26 protein-coding genes are annotated in these 25,096 nt (G+C 65.6%); 4 read left to right on the top strand and 22 right to left on the bottom strand.

Annotated features, from left to right (window positions below):
- The 5 genes from JEY66_RS14470 to JEY66_RS14450 form a co-directional block, all read right to left on the bottom strand.
- On the bottom strand, positions 1-963 hold the full coding sequence (locus JEY66_RS14470) for an ABC transporter permease (RefSeq protein ID WP_018272989.1): 963 nt from the start codon (positions 961-963) through the stop codon (positions 1-3).
- Positions 953-1,939, bottom strand: coding sequence for an ABC transporter ATP-binding protein (locus JEY66_RS14465; RefSeq protein WP_018272990.1), 987 nt, complete (start codon positions 1,937-1,939; stop codon positions 953-955). Before JEY66_RS14465 ends, JEY66_RS14470 begins: the two co-directional genes overlap by 11 nt.
- Positions 1,936-3,114 (bottom strand): COG1470 family protein, encoded by a 1,179-nt coding sequence (locus JEY66_RS14460; protein ID WP_016840970.1) that lies wholly within the window; start codon positions 3,112-3,114, stop codon positions 1,936-1,938. The genes JEY66_RS14465 and JEY66_RS14460 overlap by 4 nt, the downstream gene beginning before the upstream one ends.
- Before the next feature lie 306 nt (positions 3,115-3,420).
- Positions 3,421-5,133 (bottom strand): sulfatase-like hydrolase/transferase, encoded by a 1,713-nt coding sequence (locus JEY66_RS14455; protein ID WP_016840971.1) that lies wholly within the window; start codon positions 5,131-5,133, stop codon positions 3,421-3,423.
- Between the two features lie 171 nt (positions 5,134-5,304).
- Complete coding sequence (locus JEY66_RS14450) at positions 5,305-6,012, bottom strand: TetR/AcrR family transcriptional regulator (protein WP_018272991.1); 708 nt, start codon at positions 6,010-6,012, stop codon at positions 5,305-5,307.
- A gap of 102 nt (positions 6,013-6,114) precedes the next feature.
- On the opposite strand from JEY66_RS14450, the gene JEY66_RS14445 reads away from it, so the two are divergent.
- Entirely contained in the window at positions 6,115-6,735 is a 621-nt protein-coding gene (locus JEY66_RS14445; RefSeq protein ID WP_018272992.1) for a hypothetical protein, read from the top strand.
- Positions 6,736-6,747: 12 nt separating this feature from the next.
- Here the strand turns inward: JEY66_RS14445 and JEY66_RS14440 are convergent, their stop codons facing one another.
- Positions 6,748-6,981 carry a hypothetical protein gene (locus JEY66_RS14440; protein ID WP_016840980.1) on the bottom strand — a complete coding sequence of 78 codons (234 nt, stop codon included), beginning with the start codon at positions 6,979-6,981 and terminating at the stop codon, positions 6,748-6,750.
- Positions 6,982-7,009: 28 nt separating this feature from the next.
- The gene (locus tag JEY66_RS14435; protein WP_016840981.1) at positions 7,010-7,279 is read right to left on the bottom strand and encodes a lysozyme inhibitor LprI family protein; all 270 of its coding nucleotides are present in this window, start codon (positions 7,277-7,279) and stop codon (positions 7,010-7,012) included.
- A gap of 9 nt (positions 7,280-7,288) precedes the next feature.
- On the opposite strand from JEY66_RS14435, the gene JEY66_RS14430 reads away from it, so the two are divergent.
- Together JEY66_RS14430 and JEY66_RS14425 are read left to right on the top strand one after the other, a co-directional pair.
- Positions 7,289-8,308 carry an adenylate/guanylate cyclase domain-containing protein gene (locus JEY66_RS14430; RefSeq protein WP_016840982.1) on the top strand — a complete coding sequence of 340 codons (1,020 nt, stop codon included), beginning with the start codon at positions 7,289-7,291 and terminating at the stop codon, positions 8,306-8,308.
- A 193-nt stretch (positions 8,309-8,501) separates the two neighbouring features.
- The gene (locus JEY66_RS14425) at positions 8,502-9,608 is read left to right on the top strand and encodes a DUF2336 domain-containing protein (RefSeq protein ID WP_016840983.1); all 1,107 of its coding nucleotides are present in this window, start codon (positions 8,502-8,504) and stop codon (positions 9,606-9,608) included.
- 105 nt (positions 9,609-9,713) lie between these two features.
- On the opposite strand, the gene ilvC is transcribed toward JEY66_RS14425, so the two are convergent.
- The 8 genes from ilvC to miaA form a co-directional block, all read right to left on the bottom strand.
- Positions 9,714-10,733: a ketol-acid reductoisomerase gene (gene ilvC, locus JEY66_RS14420; RefSeq protein ID WP_018272993.1), complete on the bottom strand. Its 1,020-nt coding sequence runs from the start codon at positions 10,731-10,733 to the stop codon at positions 9,714-9,716.
- Between the two features lie 150 nt (positions 10,734-10,883).
- Positions 10,884-11,492 carry a LysE family translocator gene (locus JEY66_RS14415; protein WP_018272994.1) on the bottom strand — a complete coding sequence of 203 codons (609 nt, stop codon included), beginning with the start codon at positions 11,490-11,492 and terminating at the stop codon, positions 10,884-10,886.
- 7 nt (positions 11,493-11,499) lie between these two features.
- Positions 11,500-12,375, bottom strand: coding sequence for an EamA family transporter (locus JEY66_RS14410; protein ID WP_018272995.1), 876 nt, complete (start codon positions 12,373-12,375; stop codon positions 11,500-11,502).
- A gap of 35 nt (positions 12,376-12,410) precedes the next feature.
- On the bottom strand, positions 12,411-13,106 hold the full coding sequence (locus tag JEY66_RS14405) for a class I SAM-dependent methyltransferase (RefSeq protein WP_018272996.1): 696 nt from the start codon (positions 13,104-13,106) through the stop codon (positions 12,411-12,413).
- A gap of 3 nt (positions 13,107-13,109) precedes the next feature.
- A complete protein-coding gene (gene ilvN / locus JEY66_RS14400) occupies positions 13,110-13,652 on the bottom strand; it encodes an acetolactate synthase small subunit (protein WP_016841057.1) in 543 nt (180 codons plus the stop codon).
- Positions 13,653-13,673: 21 nt separating this feature from the next.
- Entirely contained in the window at positions 13,674-14,660 is a 987-nt protein-coding gene (locus tag JEY66_RS14395) for a threonine dehydratase (protein ID WP_016841058.1), read from the bottom strand.
- Positions 14,661-14,750: 90 nt separating this feature from the next.
- Positions 14,751-16,526, bottom strand: a complete 1,776-nt coding sequence (locus JEY66_RS14390; protein WP_016841059.1) for an acetolactate synthase 3 large subunit — start codon at positions 16,524-16,526, stop codon at positions 14,751-14,753.
- Between the two features lie 441 nt (positions 16,527-16,967).
- Positions 16,968-17,897 (bottom strand): tRNA (adenosine(37)-N6)-dimethylallyltransferase MiaA, encoded by a 930-nt coding sequence (gene miaA / locus JEY66_RS14385; RefSeq protein ID WP_018272997.1) that lies wholly within the window; start codon positions 17,895-17,897, stop codon positions 16,968-16,970.
- On the opposite strand from miaA, the gene serB reads away from it, so the two are divergent.
- The gene (gene serB, locus JEY66_RS14380) at positions 17,896-18,801 is read left to right on the top strand and encodes a phosphoserine phosphatase SerB (RefSeq protein WP_016841061.1); all 906 of its coding nucleotides are present in this window, start codon (positions 17,896-17,898) and stop codon (positions 18,799-18,801) included. The genes miaA and serB overlap by 2 nt on opposite strands.
- 130 nt (positions 18,802-18,931) lie before the next feature.
- On the opposite strand, the gene JEY66_RS14375 is transcribed toward serB, so the two are convergent.
- The 7 genes from JEY66_RS14375 to JEY66_RS14345 all read right to left on the bottom strand — a co-directional run bounded on the left by JEY66_RS14375 (position 18,932) and on the right by JEY66_RS14345 (position 24,958).
- Positions 18,932-20,428, bottom strand: coding sequence for a Do family serine endopeptidase (locus JEY66_RS14375; protein ID WP_016841062.1), 1,497 nt, complete (start codon positions 20,426-20,428; stop codon positions 18,932-18,934).
- 263 nt (positions 20,429-20,691) lie between these two features.
- Positions 20,692-20,892 carry a DUF2065 domain-containing protein gene (locus JEY66_RS14370; RefSeq protein ID WP_016841063.1) on the bottom strand — a complete coding sequence of 67 codons (201 nt, stop codon included), beginning with the start codon at positions 20,890-20,892 and terminating at the stop codon, positions 20,692-20,694.
- 94 nt (positions 20,893-20,986) lie between these two features.
- Positions 20,987-21,886, bottom strand: a complete 900-nt coding sequence (hflC, locus tag JEY66_RS14365) for a protease modulator HflC (protein ID WP_016841064.1) — start codon at positions 21,884-21,886, stop codon at positions 20,987-20,989.
- On the bottom strand, positions 21,883-23,022 hold the full coding sequence (hflK, locus tag JEY66_RS14360) for an FtsH protease activity modulator HflK (RefSeq protein ID WP_026193125.1): 1,140 nt from the start codon (positions 23,020-23,022) through the stop codon (positions 21,883-21,885). Before hflK ends, hflC begins: the two co-directional genes overlap by 4 nt.
- 144 nt (positions 23,023-23,166) lie before the next feature.
- On the bottom strand, positions 23,167-23,679 hold the full coding sequence (locus JEY66_RS14355; protein WP_016841066.1) for a dihydrofolate reductase: 513 nt from the start codon (positions 23,677-23,679) through the stop codon (positions 23,167-23,169).
- Complete coding sequence (locus JEY66_RS14350) at positions 23,679-24,164, bottom strand: GNAT family N-acetyltransferase (RefSeq protein WP_016841067.1); 486 nt, start codon at positions 24,162-24,164, stop codon at positions 23,679-23,681. The genes JEY66_RS14355 and JEY66_RS14350 overlap by 1 nt, the downstream gene beginning before the upstream one ends.
- Positions 24,164-24,958, bottom strand: a complete 795-nt coding sequence (locus JEY66_RS14345) for a thymidylate synthase (protein ID WP_016841068.1) — start codon at positions 24,956-24,958, stop codon at positions 24,164-24,166. Before JEY66_RS14345 ends, JEY66_RS14350 begins: the two co-directional genes overlap by 1 nt.
- Positions 24,959-25,096 lie beyond the last annotated feature (138 nt).

Raw genomic sequence — 25,096 nt, 5'->3', positions numbered from 1 at the left:
TCAGGCCCTGACCTCCTGGCGCTGGAACAGGACGTAGCCGGCGACGAACAGCACGATGGTGCAGGCGATCAGGCCGACCGTCTGCGGCCAGGCGATCATCACGCTCTGGCCGAACGGCAACGGGGCGCCCATCACCGCGCCGCGGATCTGGTCGAGGAATACCGGGCCGAGCGTGCGCGTGGTCGGCGACAGCACGGCCAGCATCGCCTCTCCGAACAGATCATTCGGCGAGAAGCGCTGCAGCAGCTGGGTCCAGATCGCCGTGCCCGGCGTATCGAGACCGAGCGCGGCAAAGCGCGGATCGGGCGGCACGATAGCCTGCGCGATCGCCGGTGCCAGCATCGGCCACAGCACGGTCAGGAACAACCAGATGCCGAGCGCCACCAATGCCGCGGTCGCAGGCGAGCGGAACACGATCGAGAGCAGCATCGCGAGCGACAGCCAGACCCCGGCATAGAAGACCGCAATCACCAGGAAGGCCAGCGAGCGGGCGATCTCCTCGCCGCCGGGCGGCACGCCGAGGAAGATCAGGCCGAGGCCGATCACCAGCAGCCACAGCGCGGTCAAGCTGATCGCGATCGTCGCGAGCCCGGCGAGATATTTGCCGAGCAGCAGCGCGTCGCGATAGATCGGCTGCGCCAGGATCCGCGACAGCGTGCGCCGGTTGTGCTCGCTGTTGATCAGGTCGAAGCCGAGCCCGATCGCCATCAGCGGGATCAGGAAGCCGAGGATGGCGACGAAGGACGGCAGCGGCACCTGGCTCACCGTGAACAGCCGCAGCAGCAGGAACGGATCCTCCGCGGTGTTCTGGCGGAGCGCAGCGATCGCCTCATAGAGCGCCGCCATCGCGGTCAGCACGATCAGAAGCTCGAGCATCAGCATGCGGACGCTCGAGATATTGTCCGATAGCTCCTTGACGAAGACGGCACCGACGCCCTGGAATGCTGAACCCTCACGCCGCATCGCGCACGCCTCCTGACGGGGTAGCCTGGAAATAATGGGCGTAGATCGCCTCGAGGCTCGGCTCGTCGACCGAGAGCCGCCGCAGCGCGCCGTTGGCCGCGACCACCGCGCGCGCAGCATCGGCCCGGACGTCGCGGTCGGCGGTCATGCGGAAGCGGTCGTCGGCGAGCGTCTCGACATTGCCGACGCCCGGTATCGCCGCAAGCCGCCGCGCGATCCCCGCGCCGTCGGCCTCGACCTCGACGACGAAGCCCGCACCCAGCACCTGGACCGAGAGCTCGGCCACCGAACCCATCATCGCGATCTTTCCGGCCCGGAACAGCGCGACGCGATCGCAGACCCGCTGCACCTGGTCGAGCATATGCGACGAGAGCAGCACGGTAACGCCCTCGGCCTTCAATTCCCTGATCAGGTCGAGGAATTCAATCGTCGCCTGCGGGTCGAGACCCGAGGTCGGCTCGTCGAGGATGGCGATCTCGGCGCGTTTGACGATGATCTCGGCGAGCCCGAGCCGCTGCCGCATGCCGCGTGAAAAGGTCGCGACGCGCTTGTCTGCGACGTCGAGCAGGCGCACGCGGGTGAGCGCCGCCGCGATCCGCCGCGAGCGTTCGGCCATCGACAGACCCATCAGCTTGGCGGCGTAGGCGAGGTTCTCCACCGCGGTCAGGTGATCGTAGAAGCCGACGGCATCGGGCAGATAGCCGACCCGCCGCTTGACCTGCAAGGGCTGCCGCGCCGGATCGAATCCGAGCACACTGACCTGGCCGCCCGAGATTTCGGTAAGCCCGAGCATCATCAGGATGGTCGTGGTCTTGCCGGCGCCGTTCGGGCCGAGCAGCCCGAACACCTCGCCCTTGGCGATGTCGAAGTTGATGGCGTCGACGACGCTGGTCTTGCCGTAGCGCTTGGTGAGATCGCGCGCCGCGATGACGGTTTCGAGCCGCGTCGCGGCGTCGGGGTACTGCTGGTCGCTCATCGTCGTCCGAACCTCGCAACCGCACCCAGCATCAGCAGCAGCGCGACGCCGATCACGCCGGCTCCGGCCATGCCCCAGACGGTGGATGTACTCACCGTGACGCGGAACTGGCTCGACGCCGTCTCGCCGCGCGAGGTGGCGCGCACCGCGAGCTGATAGTCGCCGGCAAGCGACTTGTCGCTCGGCGTCACCAGCGCCTGAACCTCGGTATCCTTGCCGGGCACCAGACGCTCGATCTTGGCGGGCTGGAACGTGACCTTCCAGCCGCTCGGCGCCGTCGCGGCGAACTCGATGCTATCGGCCGGCGCGGTGCCGCTGTTGGTGACCACGACCGGGATCGTGCTCTGCTCGGCGGCGACCGCACGCGCGCTCAACAGCCCGTCACGGCCGGAGAGCTGAAGCTGCGGCTGGCCCGCAACGTCGAGCGCCACCTCGGTCTGCGCCGACGCATCCTCGGCGTTGACGATGACCTTGACCGGGAAGTGCCCGGCATCGATCGCGCTCGGCGGCCGCACCTTGAGCTTGATGTCCTTCGACTGCCCGGCATCGATCGGGATCGACGACAATTCCTGTGTGCCATAGGCCTCGGTGAACGAGGTCTCGAAGTTTTGCGGCGCCGCCGCGGCGAAGCTTGCGACCAGGTTCCGGCCGCTGTCGTTCTTGATGGTCAGCGTGTATTCGAAATTCGATTTCGGGCTGCCGCGCAATTCGGGAAGCTTCGACGTCACCGTCAGCTTCGCCGGCAGTTCCTTGGCGAGTGCGACCACGATCGGCAACGTCGCCTCGCTGCCCTGCCCTTCGGCCTTCACCGTCAAGGTCTGCTCGGCGAGCGAGGCGTTGGCGGGCACGTCGAGCCGAAGCTGCAGCGGCACGCTGGAGTCGGGCGCCGGCATCGCGGCCGCGACCGGCTGGCCGCCGCCGAGCAGCGTCGCGGTCCAGCCGCTCGGCACGCCCTCGACCGATAGGTTGTAGCGCTGCGGGCCGAGATCGTAATTCTGCAGACGCAGCGAGATGTTGGAGGTGGTGCCGGGCCTGATGGTGACGGCCGGATAGTCCGTCATCATGTAGAGCCCCTTGATGTCGCGAGGCGGCTCCGCGGCGGAGGCTGAGGGAATGGCAAGGGGGATAGCAAGTCCGAAGGCGGCAACAAGGCGCGCGACATCGAGCGCTCGCATGGGCAAACACTCCTGCAAGAAGGGCGGGATTGGCTGACTTGACGCTGCGCGCTGATGAAGACCGTGGCAGCGGCGCGACCGATCATCGACCCAATCGTGACCAAATCTCGGCGACGTAATTACAAATGAGTAATGCGCGCGGTTTCGCGCGGGCGACCTTCGTCTACCGACGTTAGTCTAGTTCACGATGCGATCGCTTTGATGTGCGGAGCGATTGTCAGAAGGAACTCGCGACGAAATCGCAGCGCAGTTGCGATCGGCGACAATGGATCGCTTCCGCCTTGACTGAAGGCGGGCGAAGCATGCTCAAAGTCCCTTGATGATCCCCGCGTCGATCAACAGACGGTTGAAGCGGCGCGCTTCTGCGCCGTCCTTGCAGGAATAGAACGCGCCGTCGCAGCGAAGCATGATGGCCTTCTGCTCCTCGAACGACGGATCGAGCGGAATGCCCGCAGCTTCCTGAATCACCAGCGGCAGATAAGCGGCGTCGATCGTGTCCATCACCGCCGGACTCTTCACCGGCTCGAAGTTGACGGCGTCGATCGCATAGTAGGTCGCATAGTAACGCGGATCGTAATCCATCAGCTTCTTGCCGATGCCGGCCTCGTCGAGATCGGGATCGAGCAGCTGCGGCGAGAATTCCGGCTGATGATCGCCGTAACGCACGATCAGGAAAGGCTGCGCCGGAAACTTCTTCTTCAGCGCCGCGACGAAGCCAGCATAGTCGTTGGCGCTCATCGCCTGCCGGCGCAGATATTCGTCGACCGCGGGCGTGTTGCCCGGCCGCTTCCACGACGACAGCAACTCGGGACGGAATTTGGTTCCCCAGGGGAAATGATTGGCGGCGAGATAGACGAAGGCGAACAGCGGCGTGCCTGATGTCTTCTGCTCGGCCATCAGCTTCAGCGCCTTGTCGTAGAAGAAGCTGTCGGGCTCGACGTCCTTCGCGTGCAGGTCATGCGCGTCGTAGAAGCGCTGGATGCCGGTCGTGGTTTGGAAGTTGCGCGCGCTCATGAACGCGCCGAATGCGGGATAGAGCGACAGCGTGTCGTAGCCGCAGCGGCGCAGCGCCAGCGGCAGGCCGCGCGCCACGCGTCCCGATGCAATGCGCGTGACGAAATAGGAGAACCGGCCGAACGAGCGCGAGGACAATCCCGCAAGCACGTTGTACTCGGTGAACCAGCTTGGCCCGCCATTGCTCTCGGCGAGGAATTTGCGCTCGACGCCGTCATAGGACTTGAACTGGCCGCCATAGCCCGGCGGCACCTTGACGCCGGAGGCGGCGCGGATGTCGAAACTCGATTCATCATGGATCATGATGATGTTCGGCCGCCGCCCGGCAGGATGGCAGGCATCGACCAGGGGCATCTTGAGCTGGTCGCTCGCGGCCGGATCCGACTCCATGAACCCGTAGGCGACGAAATCGGACACGGCCGTGACGCCGGAGCGCGCGAACTTCGAGAGGTAGCCGTCGTCGTAATAGCCGCGCCAGGCTTCATCCGGCCAGGCGAAGGCATAACCCGAGAGCGCCGCGGTGCAGGCAAGGCAGGCCGCCGCAGCCGGCAGGCGGCGAATGCGGAACGGATCGAGCCACCACAGCGCGTACATCAAGGGCAGCGTGACGAGGCCGGCGCCGATGATCGACCAGCGCAGGCTCGGGAAGATCGTCAGCAGGAACGCCGCGGTGTCGCGGTCGATCACCATCAGGTCGACGAAATTCGCGGTCATCTGCACCACGTCGTGCTTGAAGCGCGACAGCAGCACCAGCACGACGACAAGTGTCAGCGACAGCGCGCCCGACAGCGCCGGCCGGCGCAGCAGCGCGATGAACAGGAAGTTCAGGATTCCCCAGGTGAGCAGGAAGCAAAACCGCGATCCGAAATCGGTCTCGGTGCGCAGCATCAGGATCAGCGCGCCGAAATGCGGTGCCGCGACCGCCATCAACCGCCAGATGCCGAGCGCGGCAAGACCGCCGGCCAGTGCGGCGACGGAGGAGTTTTGCTGAGGCGCGGGCGCCATGGGCGGGACGCAATACAACCCGGCGCAATGCCACCGCCTTGACTGGCAATGGCCAGGAGGCACACGGCACAGCCGGTGTCTGGGCCGCGTCACAAAACCGTAATTGAATCGTCATGAACGCGCAATGAATTTGCCTTGCCCAGCCTGGCCGCGGCTGGCAGCGCGCATGCCTTAAACTTTGGCAGCCGTCGCGGCGTGGCTCGCGATGCCCGTGATGAAGAGATCGACGATGTCGGCAGCCATCTGCTCGACCTCTGCATCGCCGACACCCCAGCGCGGCAAATGGCCGTCGATGTGCATCCGCGCGAAGCCATAGACCAGCGCGCGGCCGGCGATCTGGACCTGCCTGAGGTCGCGGGTCGCAAGCTGACCGGCTGAAAATGCCTCCGCCAGCGTACGCTCGGTCAGGCCGATCAACTCGGCATTGTCGCTGGAAACCCCGGCCGAGCGGTCGTGATCGAAGAAACGGCGGCTGGAGATGATCTCGAAATGGGTCGGGTTCTTCATCGCCCAGCGCAGATAGGCGATCCCGAGACAGCGGAAGCGGCCGAGCGGATCGCCTGATGGCGCCTCGGCCAGCGCCGCCTCGATCTCGGCGCGGAAGCGGCGTTGCGCCTCCTCCGCGACCGCATTCATCAGGGCGTCCCGGCTCGGGAAATGCCGGAACGGCGCGCCCGGCGAGACCCCGGCCCGGCGCGCGGCCTCGCGCACGCTGACCGCCTCCGGCCCGCCCTCGCCGACCAGTTGCATGGCGGCATCGATCAGAACCCGGCGGAGATCGCCGTGGTGATAAGGCCTGGCCGCCTGCGCCCGCGTCGCGACCGGACGCGGCTTGGCGGGCCGGCGGCCGGTGGGCGGGCTTTTGGCGGGGCGGCGCATGGCGCACCACTAGCATCACCCGCTTGTGAATGTAAGCGAACACAGATTGACCGCGCGCGGGCTCGAAATGTAACTGGTGATTACATAAACGGGAGGCGGGATATGGCGACGCGTCGCAACTGGTTCGAGGGCTGGCGGCTGTTTGGCCTGCTCACGCTCACCTTGATCGGGCTTTCGATCTGGATCGCCGCGATGCGGCAATTCGAGGTCGAGGGCGTGCGGATGGTGATCCGCTTTACGGCGCGGACCTCGCTGTTGTTCTTCTGCCTTGCCTTCTCCGCAGCGGCGCTGGCGCGGCTGTGGCCGAACGCATGGACGCACTGGCAGCGCCGCAACCGCCGCTACCTCGGCGTCACCTTCGCGGCCTCGCACGCCATCCAAGCGGTCACGATAGCAGCCTTCGCGATCCTCGATCCGCCCGGCTTCGCCGCCGCGACCTCGGCGGTCTCCTATATCTTCGGCGGCATCGGCTATGCCTTCATCATCGCGCTGACCGCGACCTCGTTCGATCGCACCGCTGCGATGCTGGGCTCGTGCGCCTGGCGCAGGCTGCACCTCATCGGCGGCTACTATCTGCTGCTGCAGTTCATGGTCTCGTTCGGCAAGCGAATTCCCGAGATGCCGCTCTACGCGCTGTTCCTGTTGCCGCTCGCCGCGGTGTTCGCGCTCAGGATGATCAGCATGGCCGGGCGGCCTGCGCCACGTCAGGCGCAGGCGAGCTGAGATCGGGCCAACTCACACCAGGTGAAACCTGCGGCCGAGCTGGCGATGAACCGACAGCACCGCGCGGTCGACGTCGCTGATCAGGCTGTCGCCGAGCACGACGTTCGGAATTTCCCAGTTGCGCCCGATCTGCGCATCGGGCAGCGCGGCGACCGCCGGCACGCGCGCGGTCTCGCAGCCGGGCTGGGCGCGCAGCGCCTCATCCGCAAGCTGGGTCAATTCGTCCTGGCTCTTTCCATCAGTCATGACCTCGGTCCTGACTCCGGAAGATGGCTCACTGATGGCCAAGATTCTCCAGTTCCTTGGCGCGGGCTTCGGTCATGCTGCGCATGCATTCGCCGACATCGAGCCGGGCGATAGTGCCCTCGCCGAGGTCGTAATACAGGCAGTTGGCGTCACGATACTGTATCCATAGCCGCTGCGCGGTGCGCAGCTGTTCGCGCTGCTTGTCGTCGGCGGCATGAGTGCCGCCGCGATGCATCCCGTCACCGTCGGCCGCGCCGCGGCTGGCCTTCCCGGTCCGCGCAGGATATTTCATATGCATGGAGGGACCATGCGGCGCGCCGTGACGCCTGTGATCGTCTTGGCGATGTTCGGCCTGCTCGTCGGTGGGCTGTTTCGCTATGCCTTCGATGAGTCCGACGAGGCCTCCGTCTCGAATTATGTGCGCAGCGCCCTCGACGGCGCAGCCCTCACGGTGATCGTCTGGGCGACGCATCTCTATCTGTCCGCACGTGGCGGTTGGCTGCGGCGGCAATCACTCATCGTCGAGCTGATCGGCCGCTCTGTGATCCTCGCCGTCACCGTTGCGGCCGCCGCGATCGTGCTGGAAGTCGTGCTCTACGGGCATGGGCTCGAAGCCAAGTGGATGCGCGAAACCTTCCTGAAGATCATTGGCGTCGGCCTGCTGCTGTCGATCCCGATCACGACGATCTACGAGCTGGTCCGGATGATCGGCGGGCATACGCTGCTCGGCATCGTGCTCGGACGCTATCGGCAGCCGGTGCGCGAGGAGCGCGTGTTGCTGTTTCTCGACCTGGTCGGCTCGACGACGCTAGCGGAGTCGATGGGCGAGCTGCGCGTGCAGGAATTGCTGACGCGCTTCTTCTTCGACATCGACGAGCCGATCGTGTCGCACGGCGGCGAAGTCCACGCCTATGTCGGCGACGAAGTGATCGTGACCTGGCCGGCCAATGCCGACGGGCGATCGCGGCGGTATCTCGATTGCGTGTTCGCGATCGAGGATCGCCTCGCCAAGGGGGCCGATCAATATCGCAAGGAGTTCGGCGTGGTGCCCGCGTTTCGGGCCGGGATGCATGCCGGTCCGGTCGTCATCGCGGAATGCGGGGACTCGCGGCGGCAGATCGCCTATTTCGGCGACAGCGTGAACGTCACGGCGCGGCTGCAGGCGCATTGCAAGGAGGCCAGCCGTCCGCTGCTGGTATCGGGCGATCTGCTCCGCCTGCTGCCGCCGGACCGGGATTTAGTCGTCGAGCCGCTCGGCTCGACGCAATTGCGCGGACGTGCAGCGTCGATCGACATCTTTTGCGTCGCGCGGCGCGTATCGTCCTAAACGATCTCTTAAAATGCACCGGCCTCAGCTTCCGCTGAGCCGAAAGCGCGCATTGAATCGAGTCCGGTCGCAGCCTGTTAAGGATGCGACGCACACCGTATTTGCACCGGTTCCACCTTAACGCAGGTGTAAGACCGCGCCCTGCATGGTGCGCGGACAGGTGTTCATTCAACAAAAACAAGGTTGCCCATCGATGGCGCAACAGGCGTCACAATCGATTATTGCCGAACTCGAGGATGCGGTCCGGGACGGCACATCAGCCAAGCGCGTGCAGACGCTGCGGCAGGTCACCGATCTGTTCCTGAACGACGGCGACCGCCTCAACGATGAACAGGTCAAGGTGTTCGACGACGTGCTCTGCCTCTTGGTCGCGCGCGTCGAGACCCGTGCGCGGGCCGAGCTCAGCAAGCGGCTCGCGCCGCTCGACTATGCGCCGTTCGAGGTGATTCAGCACCTCGCGTGGGACGACGACATCAGCGTCGCCGGCGACGTGCTGACCCACTCCAGCCGCCTCTCGAACGACGCACTGCGCGAGATCGCGAGCAGCAAGGGCCAGGACCATCTGTTCGCGATCTCCGCGCGGGAAAACCTGCCGCCTTCCGTCACCGACGTGATCATCGACCGCGGCGAGGACAAGGTGATCCGGCGTCTCGCCAAGAACGCCAGCGCGCAGTTCTCCGACAACGGCTATTCCAGCATCGTCGCCCGCGCCGAAGGCGACGACGAGCTGGTCGAGATCCTCGGGCTGCGCATCGACATTCCGGCCAAGCTGCTGCGCGACCTGCTGCAGCGCGCCAAGGATACGGTGCGCGCCCGCCTGCTTTCGATCGCGTCGCCCAGGGCGCGCGAGGAGATCAGCCAGGTGCTGAACGACATCGCCCAGGAAGAGGCCGCGGCGCCGCGCCGCAACTACGGCATCGCCGAAGAGCTGGTCAAGCTGATGAAGCAGCTGAACGAGCTCGACGATGCGGCCGTCTACAAGTTCGCCGAAGAGGGCAAGCTCGACGAGGTCACGGTCGCGCTCGCCGTGCTCAACGACATGCCGATCGCGATGATCGAACGCCTGATGCTCGGCCTTCGCTCCGACCTGATCCTGATCCCCTGCCGCTCGGCGCGGCTCAACTGGCCGACGGTCGAAACCATCCTGCGCAAGCGGCCGCTGCCGCTGCCGCTCGACAATGCGACGCTCGAGATCGCGCAGCGCGATTACCGCCGGCTCTCGCTGGAAACCGCGCAGCGCACGGTGCGGTTCTGGCAGCTGCACAACAGGATCGAGAAGCAGCCGATGGCGGCCGGCTAGGCCCGCCGCGCCACTGCGGCAAAGAAAAAGGGTGGGCAACGCGCCCACCCTTTTTGCTTTTGGCGTGCAGGGCAAGCGAACCGCGCTCGCCCTGCAACTTCCGCCTTAGTTCTTGCTCTTGTCGACCAGCGCGCCCTTCTTGATCCAGGGCATCATGTCGCGCAGCTTGGCGCCGACTTCCTCGATCGGGTGCGCGGCGAGCTTGGCACGGGTCGCCTTGAACGAGGTCTGGTTGACCTTGTTCTCCAGCATCCAGTCGCGGGCGAACTTGCCGCCCTGGATGTCGGCGAGCACGCGCTTCATCTCCGCCTTGGTCTCGGCCGTGACGATGCGCGGACCGGTGACGTACTCGCCGTATTCGGCGGTGTTGGAGATCGAGTAGTTCATATTGGCGATGCCGCCTTCATAGATCAGGTCGACGATCAGCTTCACTTCGTGCAGGCACTCGAAATAGGCCATCTCGGGCGCGTAGCCGGCCTCGACCAGCGTCTCGTAGCCGCCCTTGATCAGCTCGACCAGGCCGCCGCAGAGCACCACCTGCTCGCCGAACAGGTCGGTCTCGCACTCTTCCTTGAAGGTGGTCTCGATGATGCCGGCGCGGCCGCCGCCGATCGCCGAGGCATAGCTGAGGCCGAGGTCATGGGCGTTGCCCGACGAGTCCTTGGCGATCGCGATCAGGCAGGGCACGCCGCCGCCGCGCTGGTATTCCGAGCGCACGGTGTGGCCGGGGCCCTTCGGCGCTATCATCAGCACGTCGAGGTCGGCGCGCGGATCGAGCAGGTTGAAGTGCACGTTGAGGCCGTGGGCGAACACGAGCGCCGCGCCCTTCTTCATGTTGTCGTGCAGGTGCTCGCGATAGATGTCGCCCTGCAGCTCGTCCGGGGTCAGCATCATGACGAGGTCGGCCCACTTGGCGGCTTCGGCGACTTCCATCACCTTGAAGCCGGCGTTCTCGGCCTTCTTGGCCGAGGCCGAACCCTTGCGCAGCGCAATCGCCACTTCCTTGACGCCTGAATCCTTCAGGTTCAGCGCATGGGCGTGGCCCTGGCTGCCGTAGCCGACGATGGCGACCTTTTTGCCCTTGATCAGGTTCAGGTCGGCATCGCGATCGTAGTAAACTCGCATCGTGGTTTCCTCGTTTGAAGGGGGCCAAAATCGGCCGATGAATCAGGCTTTCGGAAGGTCAGAACCGCCGGGCGCCCGCGAATTTCCGGCGTTGTCTAGAGCATTTTTCCCCTCAGGGGAAACCCTCATCTCGCATGGCGCGGTGCGGCATCATGCGTCCATGAAGACCGGGTAGAGCGAGGCCAGCAGCAGGATGGCCATCACCACATTGAAGGCGCGGATCGCCCGGGGCGAGGTCAGGATCGGCCGCAAGGCGGTCCCGAACAGCGCCCAGACGACGCAGGACACCGTGCCCAGGATCAGGCTCAAGCCGACCTGGATCGCGATGTTCCAGGGAAAGGCGGCAATCGCCGCATAGGCCGTGATGGTGCCGATCACCATCACCCAGCCCTTGGCATTGATCCACTGGAACATGGCAGCGCCCCAGAACGTCATCGGGCCGCGGCCGCCCCTGTCGTCCTTGTCCGCCGAGGGCGGCTCGGCCAGGGCGATGACGGCGGCAAGATAGATCAGGTAGACGACGCCGCCATATTTCAGGATCGTCTGCAGCACCGGATAGGCGAGGAAGACGGCCCCTAGCCCGACGCCGACCGCGCCGACCATGAAGGCGAAGCCGACCGTGATGCCGGCGATGTGGGGCACCGTGCGGCGGAAGCCGTAGGTCAGCCCCGACGACAGCAGCATGATGTTGTTGGGGCCCGGCGTGAAGAACATCACGACGGCGAACACGACAAAGGCGAACAGCAGCGAATTCGACATGGCACCCTCACGCGACTTTCGGCATAGCTTTTGGCCGCTTCGACAGCAGCATCACGGCGATGCCGGCGATCACGGTGACCATGCCGGCCAACCGCAGCCGCCCGAATGCCTCGCCGAACACGATGCTCGAGGCGGCGGAGCCGACGAACGGCACCAGCAGCGCGAACGGCACCACCTGCGCCGCCGGATAATCCCTGAGCAGCCGGCCCCACAGCCAGTAGGCGATGCTGGTCGAGATGCCGCCGAGACAGAGGATGCAGACGAGCCCGGTCAGCGACATATGGGTCAGCGCATGCCAGGTCGGCTGCGGGCCGTTGGTGATCAAGGTCAGCACTGTGAGCGGCACCGCGGCGGACAGGCACAGCCAGGCGAACAGATCGAACATCGGCGCGCCGTTCGCCTGCCGCAGCAGAAGATTGCCGATCGCAAAGCTGATCGGGCAGATCATGATGATCGCAAAGGCGGCGACGCTGAAGTCGTAACCGACCGTCCCGCAGATCATCAGCAAGCCGAGCGCGGCGATCGCGATGCCGATCGCCTGGGTCCGCGTCGGGATTTCCCCGAAGGCCACCGCGGCGAAGGCGATGGTGAAAAGCGCCTGGCTCTGCACGATCACGCTGGAAAGCCCGACCGGAACGCCATGCACGATCGCAAAGGCCTGTGCGAGGAACTGGCCGAGGAACAGCGTGGCGCTGATCGCGATCAGAAGCGGCCAGGAAACGCCGGGTTTGCGCAGGAACAGGCACGGCAGCGCGGCAATGGCGAAGCGCAGCGTCGTCATCAGCTCCGGCGAAAACTCATCGAGCGCGATCCGGCTTGCGACGAACGCAAGCCCCCAGATCACCGCGACCATGACGGCGATGCCAACATCGGCCGGCTTCATTGTTATTCTTCTTTTGCTTCCGTTTCGGTCGGGATCTAGATCTGCTCGTCGGGCTTCGGTTTGCGCAGCAGGTAGGTGCCGTGCAGCGGCGCGTGGTAGTCGACGGAGTCCAGCGTGAAACCGGTCTCGGTCAGCATGCGCTCCATCACCCAGCCGAAGGTCGAGTATTCGTCGCGCATATGGGTGATCACGCTTTCGCGCTCGAAACCGTGATTCTTGATCGAGAAATCGGCCCAACCTTCGACATCGCGATCGACGCCGTCGGGCATGCCGACGAACACCATGTCGCGCAGATAGAAGTTCGCGCCGGGCTTCAACGCGTTGAAGATTCGCGACAGCGCCACCGCCTTCCAGAAGTCCGGCAGATGGTGCAGCGTGAACTCGCTGACGATGAGGTCGTAGGAATTCGGTTGATAGGCGAACGACAGCAGGCCGGCCGGCTGGGTCCGGATCTTCGCCTTGCGGTCGCGCGCATAGATTTCCGCAAGCCCGATCATCGCCGGCGAGATGTCGATGGCATCGACCTCGGCCCCCATCAGCGCCGCCTCGGTGGCCAGCACGCCGTTGCCGCAGCCGATATCGGCGATCCGCCAGCCCGGCTTGACGCCGAGCATGGACAGCGCCTGGCGGGCACGGACATCGCTGTCCTCGCTGACATCATAGATCGAGGCCACCGCGGTATCGAGACCGACCTGCCGCCGTTGCGTGTAATACCAGTCGCGCGCCAACATGACTCACATCCCTTCCGGCCCACGCGTGATCGCGGCCACCCCGGTTCGTGACACCTCGACCAGGCCCAGCGGACGCATCAGGTCGATGAACTGACTGATCTTGGACGAATTGCCCGTGATCTCGAACACAAAGCTCTCGGTCGTGGCGTCGATCACCCGGGCGCGGAATGCGTCCGCCAGCCGCAGCGCCTCGACGCGGTGATCGCCACCGCCCCGCACCTTGACCATCGCAAGCTCGCGCTCGATCGAGCTGCCGGTCAGCGTCATGTCGACGACGCGGTAGACCGGGATCATGCGGTCGAGCTGATGCTTGATCTGCTGGATCACCATCGGCGTGCCGGTGGTGACGATCGTGATCCGCGAGAGATGTTTCTGGCTCTCGGTCTCCGAGACGGTGAGACTCTCGATGTTGTAGCCGCGGCCGGAGAACAGGCCGATCACGCGCGCGAGCACGCCGGGCTCGTTCTGCACGAGCACGGACAGCGTATGCGTCTCGTTGGGATCGTGACGCTCTTCGAGGAAGTAGGCGGATGCGGGCTGGTTCATGGTCGTCCCCTTACATTCTGTTCACGCCACCGCCCGCTGGGCGGCCGGCGCAGCATCCGTCCCGATCCAGGTCCGGAACAGATCGAAATCGATATTGCCGCCGCTCAGGATCAGACCGACCCGCTTGCCGGCGAGCCTGTTCTTTTCCTGCAGCGCGGCCGCGAGCGCCGCGGCGCCCGCGCCCTCGGCGAGATTATGGGTGTCGGTCCAGTAGGCGCGGATCGCCTGCCCGACCTCGTCGTCGCTGACCTGCACGATGCGGGAGGCGCCCTTGCGGATCAGCGCGAACGCATCCGCGTCCGGAATCCGCGTCGCCATGCCGTCGGCAAGGGTGTTGCTGGTCTCGGTGGTGACGATCTTTCCCGCCGCAAACGACAGCGCGTAGGACGGCGCCTCGGTCGACTGCACGCCGACGATCTCGGTCTTCAGCCCGAGCAGGTCGCGCGCCATGATGCAGCCGCAGATGCCGGAGCCCTGCCCGATCGGCATATAGAGAATGTCGAGATCGGGCGCGGTACGGAACAGTTCGAGCGCGTAGGTCGCGACACCCAGCACGAGGTCCGGGTGGAACGACGGCACCATGTGCAGGCCGGCGAATTGGGCGCGGCGCTCGGCCTCCTCCCGCGCGGCCTGGAAGTCGTCGCCGTGCTCGACGAGCTCGGCCCCGAACGCGTGCATGGCGCGGTTCTTCTCGACCGAGTTGCCGCGCGGCACATAGATCACCGCCTGCACACCGTGACGCCCTGCCGCGAACGCCAGGCTCTGGCCGTGATTGCCGCGTGTCGCCGAGATGATGCCGGGCACGTCGGGCCGCTCGCGCTTCAGCCGTTCGAGATAGACCAGGCCGCCGCGCACCTTGAAGGCGCCGGTCGGCGTGTGGTTCTCATGCTTGACCACGACCTCGGCGCCGAGCCGCTCGGCCAGCAGCGGCCAGGCGTGCGCCGGCGTCGCCGGCACCGCGGTGCCGACGATCCGGTGCGCGCGCTCGAGCTCGTTGAGATCAAACATGGGAGCCGCCCTCCATCCGAGCGCGCGATAAGCTCCCTCTCCCCGCAAGCGGGGCGAGGTGACGAGAGAGTGCTCCGCGCCGATCCATCGTCACACCAGCGCCTTGCCACCGGAGAAGGCCTTCGCGGTGGCCTCGTCGGTCGCCTCTTCCGGCAGCAGCATCTCGTTATGCGCCTTGCCCGACGGGATCATCGGGAAGCAGTTCTCCAGCGCGGCGACGCGGCAGTCGAACAGCACCGGGCGCTTGATCGAGATCATCTCCTTGATCGCGCCGTCGAGATCGGACGGCTTGGTCGCCTGCAGGCCGACGCAGCCGTAGGCATCGGCGAGCTTGACGAAGTCCGGCAGCGCCTCGGAGTACGAGTGCGACAGGCGGTTGCCGTGCAGCAGCTGCTGCCATTGCCGAACCATGCCCATGTACTGGTTGTTCAGGATGAAGATCTTGATCGGCAGCTCGAACTGGACCGCCGTCGACATCTCCTGGATCGTCATCTGCACCGAGGCGTCGCCGGCGATGTCGATCACCAGGCTGTCCGGATGCGCCACCTGCACGCCGACCGCGGCCGGCAGGCCGTAGCCCATGGTGCCGAGACCGCCCGAGGTCATCCAGCGATGCGGCTCCTCGAAGCCAAAGAACTGCGCGGCCCACATCTGATGCTGACCGACCTCGGTCGTGATGTAGGTGTCCTTGCCGCGGGTCAGCTCGAACAGGCGCTGGATCGCATATTGCGGCAGGATGATATCGTTGTTCTTGCGGTAGGACAGCGAGTTGCGCGCGCGCCATTGCGCGATCTGCTGCCACCACGACTTGATGTCCGGCTTCTTGGCTTCCGCCTTGAACACCTGCAGCAAATCGCCGAGCACGTTGCCGGCGTCGCCGATGATCGGCACGTCGACGCGGATGTTCTTGTTGATCGAGGACGGGTCGATGTCGATGTGGATCTTCTTCGAGCCCGGCGAGAACGCGTCGGTACGGCCGGTGATGCGGTCGTCGAAGCGCGCGCCGACGCACAGCATGACGTCGCAATCATGCATCGTCATGTTGGCTTCGTAGGTGCCGTGCATGCCCAGCATGCCGAGCCAGTTCGGGCCCGAGGCGGGATAGGCGCCCAGCCCCATCAGGGTCGAGGTGATCGGGAAGCCGGTCGCCTCCACCAGCTGGCGCAGCAGTTTCGAGGCCTCGGGACCCGAATTGATCACGCCGCCGCCGGAATAGATCACCGGACGCTTTGCGTTGGCGAGCAGCGCCACCGCCTTGCGGATCTGGGTCGCGTCGCCCTTGACGCGCGGCGTGTAGGAGATGTGCACGTCCGACTTGCGCGGCGGATGATAGGTGCCGGTCGCGAACTGCACGTCCTTCGGCACGTCGACCACGACCGGGCCGGGGCGGCCGGTGGTGGCGACATAGAAGGCCTCGTGCAGCACCCTGGCGAGGTCGTTGACGTCGCGAACCAGCCAATTGTGCTTGGTGGCGGGCCGCGTGATGCCGACCGTATCGCACTCCTGGAAGGCGTCGTTGCCGATCAGGTGGGTCGGCACCTGGCCGGTGATGCAGACCAGCGGGATCGAATCCATCAGCGCGTCGGTCAGCGGCGTCACCATGTTGGTGGCGCCGGGGCCCGACGTCACCAGCACCACGCCGGGCTTGCCGGTCGAGCGCGCATAGCCTTCGGCGGCATGGCCGGCGCCCTGCTCGTGACGGACCAGGATGTGCTCGACCTCGCTCTGCTGGAAGATCTCGTCGTAGATCGGAAGCACCGCACCGCCGGGGTAGCCGAAGACATGCTGCACGCCGTGATCGATGAGCGCGCGCACGATCATCGCGGCGCCGGTCATCTGATTGGGATCGTGGCTCTTGTCGGTCATGGTTCGCTCCGGATGCGCTTGTTTTTGCGCGGCTTTTGTCAGTTCTCGTCAGTTCGGCTTCGGGCAATAAAAAGGGGCCCCAGAGGCCCCATGCACACCGCCCGAATTTGGATGGCCGCTAGCCATCCCCGGCGGTGTGCCTGGGTACGACGGCGATAAGCAGTTTGGTAATAATGTTGCGCACGAGACGACCCAGTCTTCCCAAAGGTTGCGCGAACATAGCGGCCAAAGCCTGAATGTCAAGGCAAGGCAAGCAGTTTCGCGATTTCCGTACTGTACCGGGGTTCCGCTCGTTGGGCGAGTGTTTTTGCGCAGGCGAACGCGCATGGCTGACGGGCGTGCGGGAAGCCTGCCTGGTAGCCCGGATGGAGCGCAGCGCAATCCGGGACAGCCTCCGCGCGGAGGGGCCGGTCCCCCAGATTGCGCTGCGCTCCATCCGGGCTACGGGGTTTGCTCTCGCAGCCATTTGCCGGCCGAATCCGGCTCGACCCAAGCGAATTCAGGGAGCTGATGGCGAAACCAGGTGAACTGGCGCTTCGCATAATGGCGAGTGTCGGCCCGGCCGATCTTAGCCGCTTCCTCGCGGCTGATCTCTCCCCTCAGGTGCCGGATCAGCGCCGGCACCCCGTGGGCCTTCATCGCCGGCAGCAGCGGATCGAGCCCCCGGGCCGCCAGCGCCGCGACCTCGTCGAGCGCGCCGGCATCGAGCATGGAGCCGAACCGCGCGTCGATCCGTGCATAGAGCGTCTCGCGCTCCGGCGCGAGGAACACCGCATGAAAATCGCCCGGCGGCAGCAGTGGCGGCAGGCCCTCGCGATGCCAGTCCGGCAGCGGGCGGCCGGTGGCCTCGACCACCTCGAGCGCCCGCGTGATGCGGGTACGATCGCGCGGCTTCAGCCGTTCGGCCGACACCGGATCGCGCTCGGCAAGCTCGGCATGCAGCGCCTCGACGCCGTGCTGCTCAAGCCGTGCGCGCACGCCGTCGCGCACATCAGCCGGGATCGGCGGCACCGCCGACAAGCCGCGCGTCAGCGCCTTGAAATAGAGGCCCGAGCCGCCGATGAAGATCGGCAGCCGTCCTTGCGCACGCACCTCGCCGAGCACCTTCGCGGCATCGGCCACCCAGGCGCCGGCGGAGAAATTCACGCCGGCGTCGACATGGCCGTAGAGCCGGTGCGGAACCAGCGCCTCTTCGCCTGCGGTCGGCCGCGCCGTGATGATCCGGAGGTCACGATAGACCTGCATGGAGTCGGTGTTGATCACGACCCCGCCGGTCCGCTGCGCGAGTTCGAGCGCCAGCGCCGACTTGCCGCTGGCGGTCGGCCCTGCGATAAGCACTGCCTTGTTCAACAATCCCGAATGCGCCTGCATGTCCCTCGTTGCCACGCTGATCTGCAATCCTGCAAGCCCCGCGCTCGACTCCACCATCATCGACGGTGCGCGGGCCGTGCTGCCCTCACCCGGCCCGGCGCAGTGGCTGTTCAACGAAGTCGCCGTCGACATTCCGTTCGAAAGCGAGGACAGCAGCAGGGACGCTATCAAGACAATCGAGGACCGCCTTCGCCAGGCCCGCGGCGACCTGCCGATCGACATTGTCGTGCAGGCTCGGATCGCCCGGCGCAAGAAGCTTTTTTTGGCCGACATGGATTCCACCATGATCGGCCAGGAGTGCATCGACGAGCTCGCCGACTTCGCGGGGCTCAAGGCCCATGTCGCTGCGATCACGGAGCGCGCGATGCGCGGCGAGATCGAGTTCGAGTCCGCGCTGCGCGAGCGCGTGGCGCTGCTCAAGGGCCTGCCGGTCAGCGTGGTCGACGAGGTGCTCGACAAGCGCATCACGCTGACGCCGGGCGGGCGCGAACTGGTCATGACCATGCGCGCGCACGGCGCCTATACCTGCCTGATCTCGGGCGGCTTCATCTTGTTCACCAAGGTGGTCGCGGCGAAGGTCGGCTTTCAGGAGAACCGCGCCAACCAGTTGCAGGTCGCGGGCGGCAAGCTGACCGGCCAGGTGGTCGAGCCGATCCTCGGCCGCGCCACCAAGCTCGCCACCCTGATCGAGCTCACCGAATCCTTCGATCTCGACGACATCGACACGCTGGTGGTGGGCGACGGCGCCAACGATCTCGGCATGATCCAGGCTGCGGGCCTCGGCGTTGCCTATCACGCCAAGCCGGCGGTCGCGGCCGCGGCCGCAGTCCGGATCGACCACGGCGATCTCACCGCGCTGCTGTATGCGCAGGGTTATCGGCGGGATGAGTTCGTCGAGAATTGATCCTCGGCGTCGTCCCGGCGAAAGCCGGGCCCCATAACTACCGATGCCGGTTACCTAGAAAAGCCGTTGCCCACTTCCTCAACAAGAGAGGCCGCGGCGTATGGGTCCGGCTTTCGCCGGGACGACACGCCTACTGCACGCCGAGCGCGACGAAGCGCAGTTCGCCGTCGCCGTTCGAGACCAGCAGCAGCACCGACTTCTTGCCGTCCTTCTTGAGCTGATCGACGCGCTTCTTGATGTCGGCGGCGCTCGATACCGCCTCCTGCGCCACCTCGACGATGACATCGCCCGCCGACAGCCGCTTCTCGGCGGCATCGGAGTTGCCGTCGACGCCGGTGACGACGACACCCTTCACGCTGTCCTTGATCTTGTACTTGGTGCGCAGGTCCTTGCTCAGCGCCGCGAGGTCGAGACCGAGCGCCTTCTGGGTCACCGGCTTCTCGGCGCTGTCGTCCTTCGACTTGGCGTTGACCTGCTGAACCTTCTCATTGTCCTCGAGCCGGCCGAGCGTGACCTTGCGGGTCTCCTCATTGCCCTTGCGGATGACGACGACGTCGACTTCCTTGCCGACCGCCGTGTCGGCAACGATGCGCGACAGATCCTTGGGGTCCTTGACGTCCTTGCCGTCGAACTTGACGACGACGTCGCCGGGCTCGATGCCCGCCGGCTTGGCCGGCCCCTTGTCGTCGACACCGGCAACCAGCGCGCCGCGCGCCGGCTTGATGTTGAGGCTGTCGGCGATCTCGTCGGTGACCTGCTGGATGCGCACGCCGAGCCAGCCGCGGCGCAGCTCGCCGAATTTCTGCAACTGGTCGACGACGCCGGCCACGGTCTTCGACGGCACGGCGAAGCCGAGGCCGATCGAACCGCCGGTCGGCGAGATGATCAGCGTGTTGACGCCGATCACCTCCCCATCGAGGTTGAACAGCGGACCGCCGGAATTGCCGCGGTTGATGGCGGCGTCGGTCTGGATGTAGCTGTCATACGGGCCCTGGCTGATGTCGCGGTTCTTGGCCGAGACGATGCCCGCGGTCACCGTGCCGCCGAGGCTGAACGGGTTGCCGATAGCGACCACCCAGTCGCCGAGCCGGATCTTGTCGCTGTCACCGAACTTGACCGCGGTGAGCGGCTTCGGCGGCTTGAATTTCAGGACCGCAAGGTCGGTCTTCTTGTCGACGCCGACCAGCTCGGCCTTGATCTTGGTCCCGTCGTTGAGGATGACGTTGATCTCGTCGGCGTCGGCGATGACGTGGTTGTTGGTGACGACGATGCCCGCGGTGTCGACGATGAAGCCCGAGCCGAGCGAGTTGGTCTTGCGCGGCTGGAACTCGCCGCTCTTGTCGCCGCCCTTGCCAGGCGGCCCGCGGCGGTTCTTGAAGAAGTCGTCGAAGAATTCCTCGAACGGCGAGCCCGGCGGCAGCTGCGGCATCGTCCGGTCCTTGGCCTCGACGGTCTGCGACGTCGAGATGTTGACGACGGCGTCGATCACCTTCTCGGCGATGTCCGCGATGCCTTCAGGACCGCGTGCGAACGCCGGCACGGAGCTCAGCATGCTCGCAGCACCGATCGAGATCGCGGCTCCCATCATGCGGAAGCGGCGGCTCAGGGCTGGTCTGGCAGCGGTCATGTCGGAGTTTCTCCAGGCAAACGGGTTCAAATGAGCTGGTTACAGAGTGCGCCCGAACGGGCATACGGCGCAAGCATCTCAGCCCGGCATTTCGGCGAAAAACCGGCTGCGAGAGGCTCACGATATGTTCAGTCTTGCTTGTCGTTCCGGGGCAGCCCGACAGGGCTGAACCTCAGGAGCGCAATTGCGCCCTGGGAATCTCGAGGTTCCCCGATGCGCCACCGCGCATTGGCGGTCATGTTTCGCATGCTCCGGAACGGCGACTATCTTCGCACCGCCCAGATCAGCACAAGCCCGGCGACCGCCGAGCCGATACCGACGATGCGCAGGATGTTGTCGGGCGTCGCCAGCGCGCTCTTCATCGCCCGGCGCATCCAGGCCGGGCTTGCCGCGAACAGGATGCCTTCGAGCACGAACAGGATTCCCAACCCGATGAGGAAGTCGCCGAACGCTATGGACTTCATCGGATGGCAGCCTCCCGCTCGATACTTGTTGTTTTTGGTCGGCGGCGAAGCGTCATCCGCATCGCCGCCAAGTCCTGATGTTCAGGTCGTGACGTTACTGTTTCGGCGCGGCGGCCGCCTCAGGCAACTTGCCACTTGCACCGCCGAAGTATCTGAAGAATTCCGAGTCCGGCCGCAACAGGAAACGCGTGTCGCTGGAACGCAGGCCGTTCTCATAGGCCGTCATCGAGCGATAGAACGCGAAGAAGTCCTTGTCCTTGCCATAGGCTTCGGCGAACAGGCGGTTGCGCTCGGCATCGCCCGCACCGCGGGTCTGGTCCGCGGCCGAGTTGGCCTCGGCGACGATCACGGTCGCTTCGCGGTCGGCCTTGGAGCGGATCTCCTGCGCCTTCTGGTCGCCCTGGGCACGGAACTCGGCCGCCTCGCGCTCGCGTTCGGTCTTCATCCGGTTGTAGACGGCCTGGCTGTTCTGCTCCGGCAGGTCGGCGCGGCGGATTCGGACGTCGACGACCTCGATGCCGTATCCGTCCGCTTCCCTGTCGAGCTGCTCGCGAATCCGCTGCATCAGCTTCTCGCGATCGTCACGCACCACGGTGATGAAGTTGACCTCGCCGAGCACACGGCGCAGCGCCGCGTTCAGCAGCGTGGTCAGCTGCAGATTGGCGGCCTGGATCGAGCCGACGCTGGTGTAGTAGCGCAACGCATTCTTGATGCGATAGCGCGCGAAGGCGTCGACCACGAGCCGCTTCTGGTCGGAGGCGATCACCTCCTGCGACGGGTTTTCCAGATCGAGGATGCGCTTGTCGACGTTGATCACCGAATTCCACGGCGCCTTGAAGTGCAGGCCGGGCTCGGTGACGATGTCGACCGGCTCGCCGAACCGCAAGACGATGGTCTGCTCGGTCTGCTGCACGGTGAACACCGAGCTGTAGCCGACGGCGAGCACAATGAAGAGGATGATCAGGGACACAATGCCGGTGACGGGGGACCTCATCGGGTGGCTCCCTGCTGCTGGCCGGTCGTGGCCGGTGCCGCCGGACGCCGCGGCGTCAGTTCGCCGAGCGGAAGGTAGGGCACGATGTTCTGGCCCGGGCCGCCGTCGTAAACCAGCTTCTCGGAGCCGCCGAGCACTTTTTCCATGGTCTCCAGATAGATGCGCTCGCGTGTCACGTCGGGTGCCTTCTTGTACTCTTCATAGACCTTGAGGAAGCGCGCGCTTTGGCCCTTGGCCTCGGCGACCGCCTGCTCCTTGTAACCCTCGGCGGCCTGCTGAATCTGCGCGGCACGCCCGCGTGCTCCGGGCACGATGCTGTTCGCGTAGGTCTGCGCCTCGTTCTGCTTGCGCTCGAGGTCGGCGCGCGCCGCCTGCACGTCGCGGAATGCGTCGATCACCTGCGCCGGGGGATCGACCTTCTGCATCTGCACCTGCGTGATCTGGATGCCCGCGTTGTAGGTATCGAGCGTCTTCTGCATCAGCTCCTGGACGCTCTGCTCGGTGACGTTGCGCGCCCCGGTCAGGATCGGCTGGATCTGCGAGCGGCCGATCACCTCACGCATCGCGCTTTCGGCAACCGCCTTCACGGTGCCTTCGGGATTCTGGATGTTGAACAGATAGGCGCCGGCCCCACCCGGCTTGATGCGCCACAGCACGGTGAAGTCGACGTCGACGATGTTCTCGTCGCCGGTCAGCATCAGGCTCTCTTCCGGCACGTCGCGCATGGTGCGGCCGCGCCGTGCGGGATCGTCGATCAGGGTCATGCCGATCGAGATCGTGCTGACGCGCAGCGCCTTCGGCAGCAGCACTGTCTCAATCGGATATGGCAGGTGATAGCGCAGGCCGGGCTGCGCATCGCGGACATACTTGCCGAAGCGCAGCACGACGCCGAGCTCTTCGGACTGCACGCGGAAGATGCCGGTCGCGAACCAGATCGCCAGCGCGGCGACCAGCACCAGCGCGACGCCCATGCCGCTGAAATGCCCGCCGGGCAGCCACTGCTGCAGGCGGTCCTGGCCGCGCCGCAGCAGATCCTCAAGATCCGGCGGCCTTGGCCCGGCTGACTGCGGACCGGTGCCCCATGGCCCTTTCGGACCCGAGCCCCAGGGCCCCCCGCCTTGATTTTTCCACGGCATCAAACATCTCCTCGGCAAGTCCGGGCGGGACGCCCGGGCTCGAATGTCCGGCCCGGTTATAGGGGACCGCTAGGGCCCTTACAACGCAAGCTTCCTGGCCGGACGAGCTATGCGCCGGGGCATAATTGTCAATGCAAACATTGGTTAACCCCGGCCGCGCCGACGATATGTCACATAGGAGAAGTCGACGCTGTCGTCCGGCCCTGCCGGATTTCGCACGCGCGCCACCTCTTCCCACGCCTTCGCATCGATTTTGTCGAACCATGTATCGCCGTCCGGCCGGGCGTGAACCTCGGTGATCTCAAGCCGGTCGGCGATGCCCATCCACTGCGCATAGATTTCCGCGCCGCCGATGATTGCAATTTCAGTGGCGAAACGCCGCAGCGCGTCACCAAGCGCAATGGCGCGGGCGTTTTCAAACGACGTCGTGACGATGGCGCCGCGCGCACGGTAGTTGGCATCGCGCGTCACCACGATGTTGGTGCGTCGCGGCAGCGGCCTGGGCAGGGATTCGAAGGTCTTGCGTCCCATCACGACGGGCTTGCCCAGCGTGATCGCCTTGAGGCGTCGCAGATCGGATTTCAGCCGCCACGGAATGGCGTTGTCCTTCCCGATCACGCCGTTCTCGGCGACCGCAACGACGAGCACGATCTCCATCAGCGCGCCCCTTCCGCGAGCGTCGACAGCGCCTCGCCGGAGACGCGGCAAATCGTCCATTCGTCCATCAGCTCGGCGCCGAGCGACTTGTAGAACGCGATCGACGGCGCGTTCCAGTCGAGCACCGCCCATTGCAGGCGCGACCAGCCATTGGCGAGGCATTGCTTCGCCAGATGCACCAGCAGCGCCTTGCCGATGCCCTTGCCGCGCAGCGCCGGACGCACGAAGAGGTCTTCGAGATAGATGCCGTGACGGCCGGCGAAGGTCGAGAAGTTGACGAACCAGACCGCGAAGCCGGCAGGCTCGCCATTCCATTCCACGATGTCGCAATAAAGCCGCGGATTGGCGCCGAACAGCGCGTCGGCGATATCGGCCTCGCTGGCGTGAACCTCATGCAGAAGCTTTTCGTATTCGGCGAGTTCGCGGACCAGCGAGAACACCAGTCCGGCCTCATCGGGCCGCGCGCGGCGGATCAAGAGCGACATCAGACCGCGACTTCGGCCTTGATGTGCGGATGCGGGTCGTAACCTTCGAGTTTGAAGTCCTCGTAGCGGAACGCGAAGATATCATTCACGTCCGGATTGATCGCCATCGTCGGCAACGGCCGCGTCGGCCGCGTCAGTTGCAGGCGCGCCTGCTCGAGATGGTTCGAGTAGAGGTGCGCGTCGCCGAGCGAGTGCACGAAATCGCCGGGCTTGAGCCCGGTCACCTGCGCGACCATCATGGTGAGCAGCGCATAGGAGGCGATGTTGAAGGGCACGCCGAGGAAGACGTCGCCCGAGCGCTGATAGAGCTGACAGGACAATTTGCCGTTCGCGACATAGAACTGGAACAGGCAGTGGCACGGCGGCAGCGCCATCTTGTCGACCTCGGCCGGATTCCAGGCGCTGACGATCAGCCGCCGCGAGTCCGGGTTGCGCTTGATCATCTCGACCACGCCAGCGATCTGGTCGATGCTGCGGCCATCCGGCGCGGGCCACGACCGCCATTGCGAGCCGTACACCGGACCGAGGTCGCCGTTGGCGTCGGCCCATTCGTCCCAGATCGTGACGCCGTTGTCGTTGAGATATTTGATGTTGGTGTCGCCGGCGAGGAACCAGAGCAGCTCGTGCACGATCGCCTTCAGCGGCAGCCGCTTGGTGGTCAGCATCGGGAAGCCGGCCGCGAGGTTGAAGCGCATCTGATGGCCGAAGATCGACAGCGTCCCGGTGCCGGTGCGGTCGTGCTTCTCGGCGCCGTCGGCGAGGATGCGTTCGAGCAGGTCGTGATACTGGTTCATGGCGTCTGTTTCGGGCTTTCGAGAGAACGGCCAATGTAGCGGCCAAGGCCGCCGGTCGGCACGCTGATTCGGCTGAACATACCGATTATACCCTGAAAAGTGAGCACTCCGCGCCAAACGGCAAGGGGCGGAACTCGC

It is taken from the genome of Bradyrhizobium elkanii USDA 76 (genome assembly GCF_023278185.1).
Lineage (GTDB): Bacteria > Pseudomonadota > Alphaproteobacteria > Rhizobiales > Xanthobacteraceae > Bradyrhizobium > Bradyrhizobium elkanii.
This window is presented reverse-complemented; position numbering and strand designations above follow the sequence as displayed.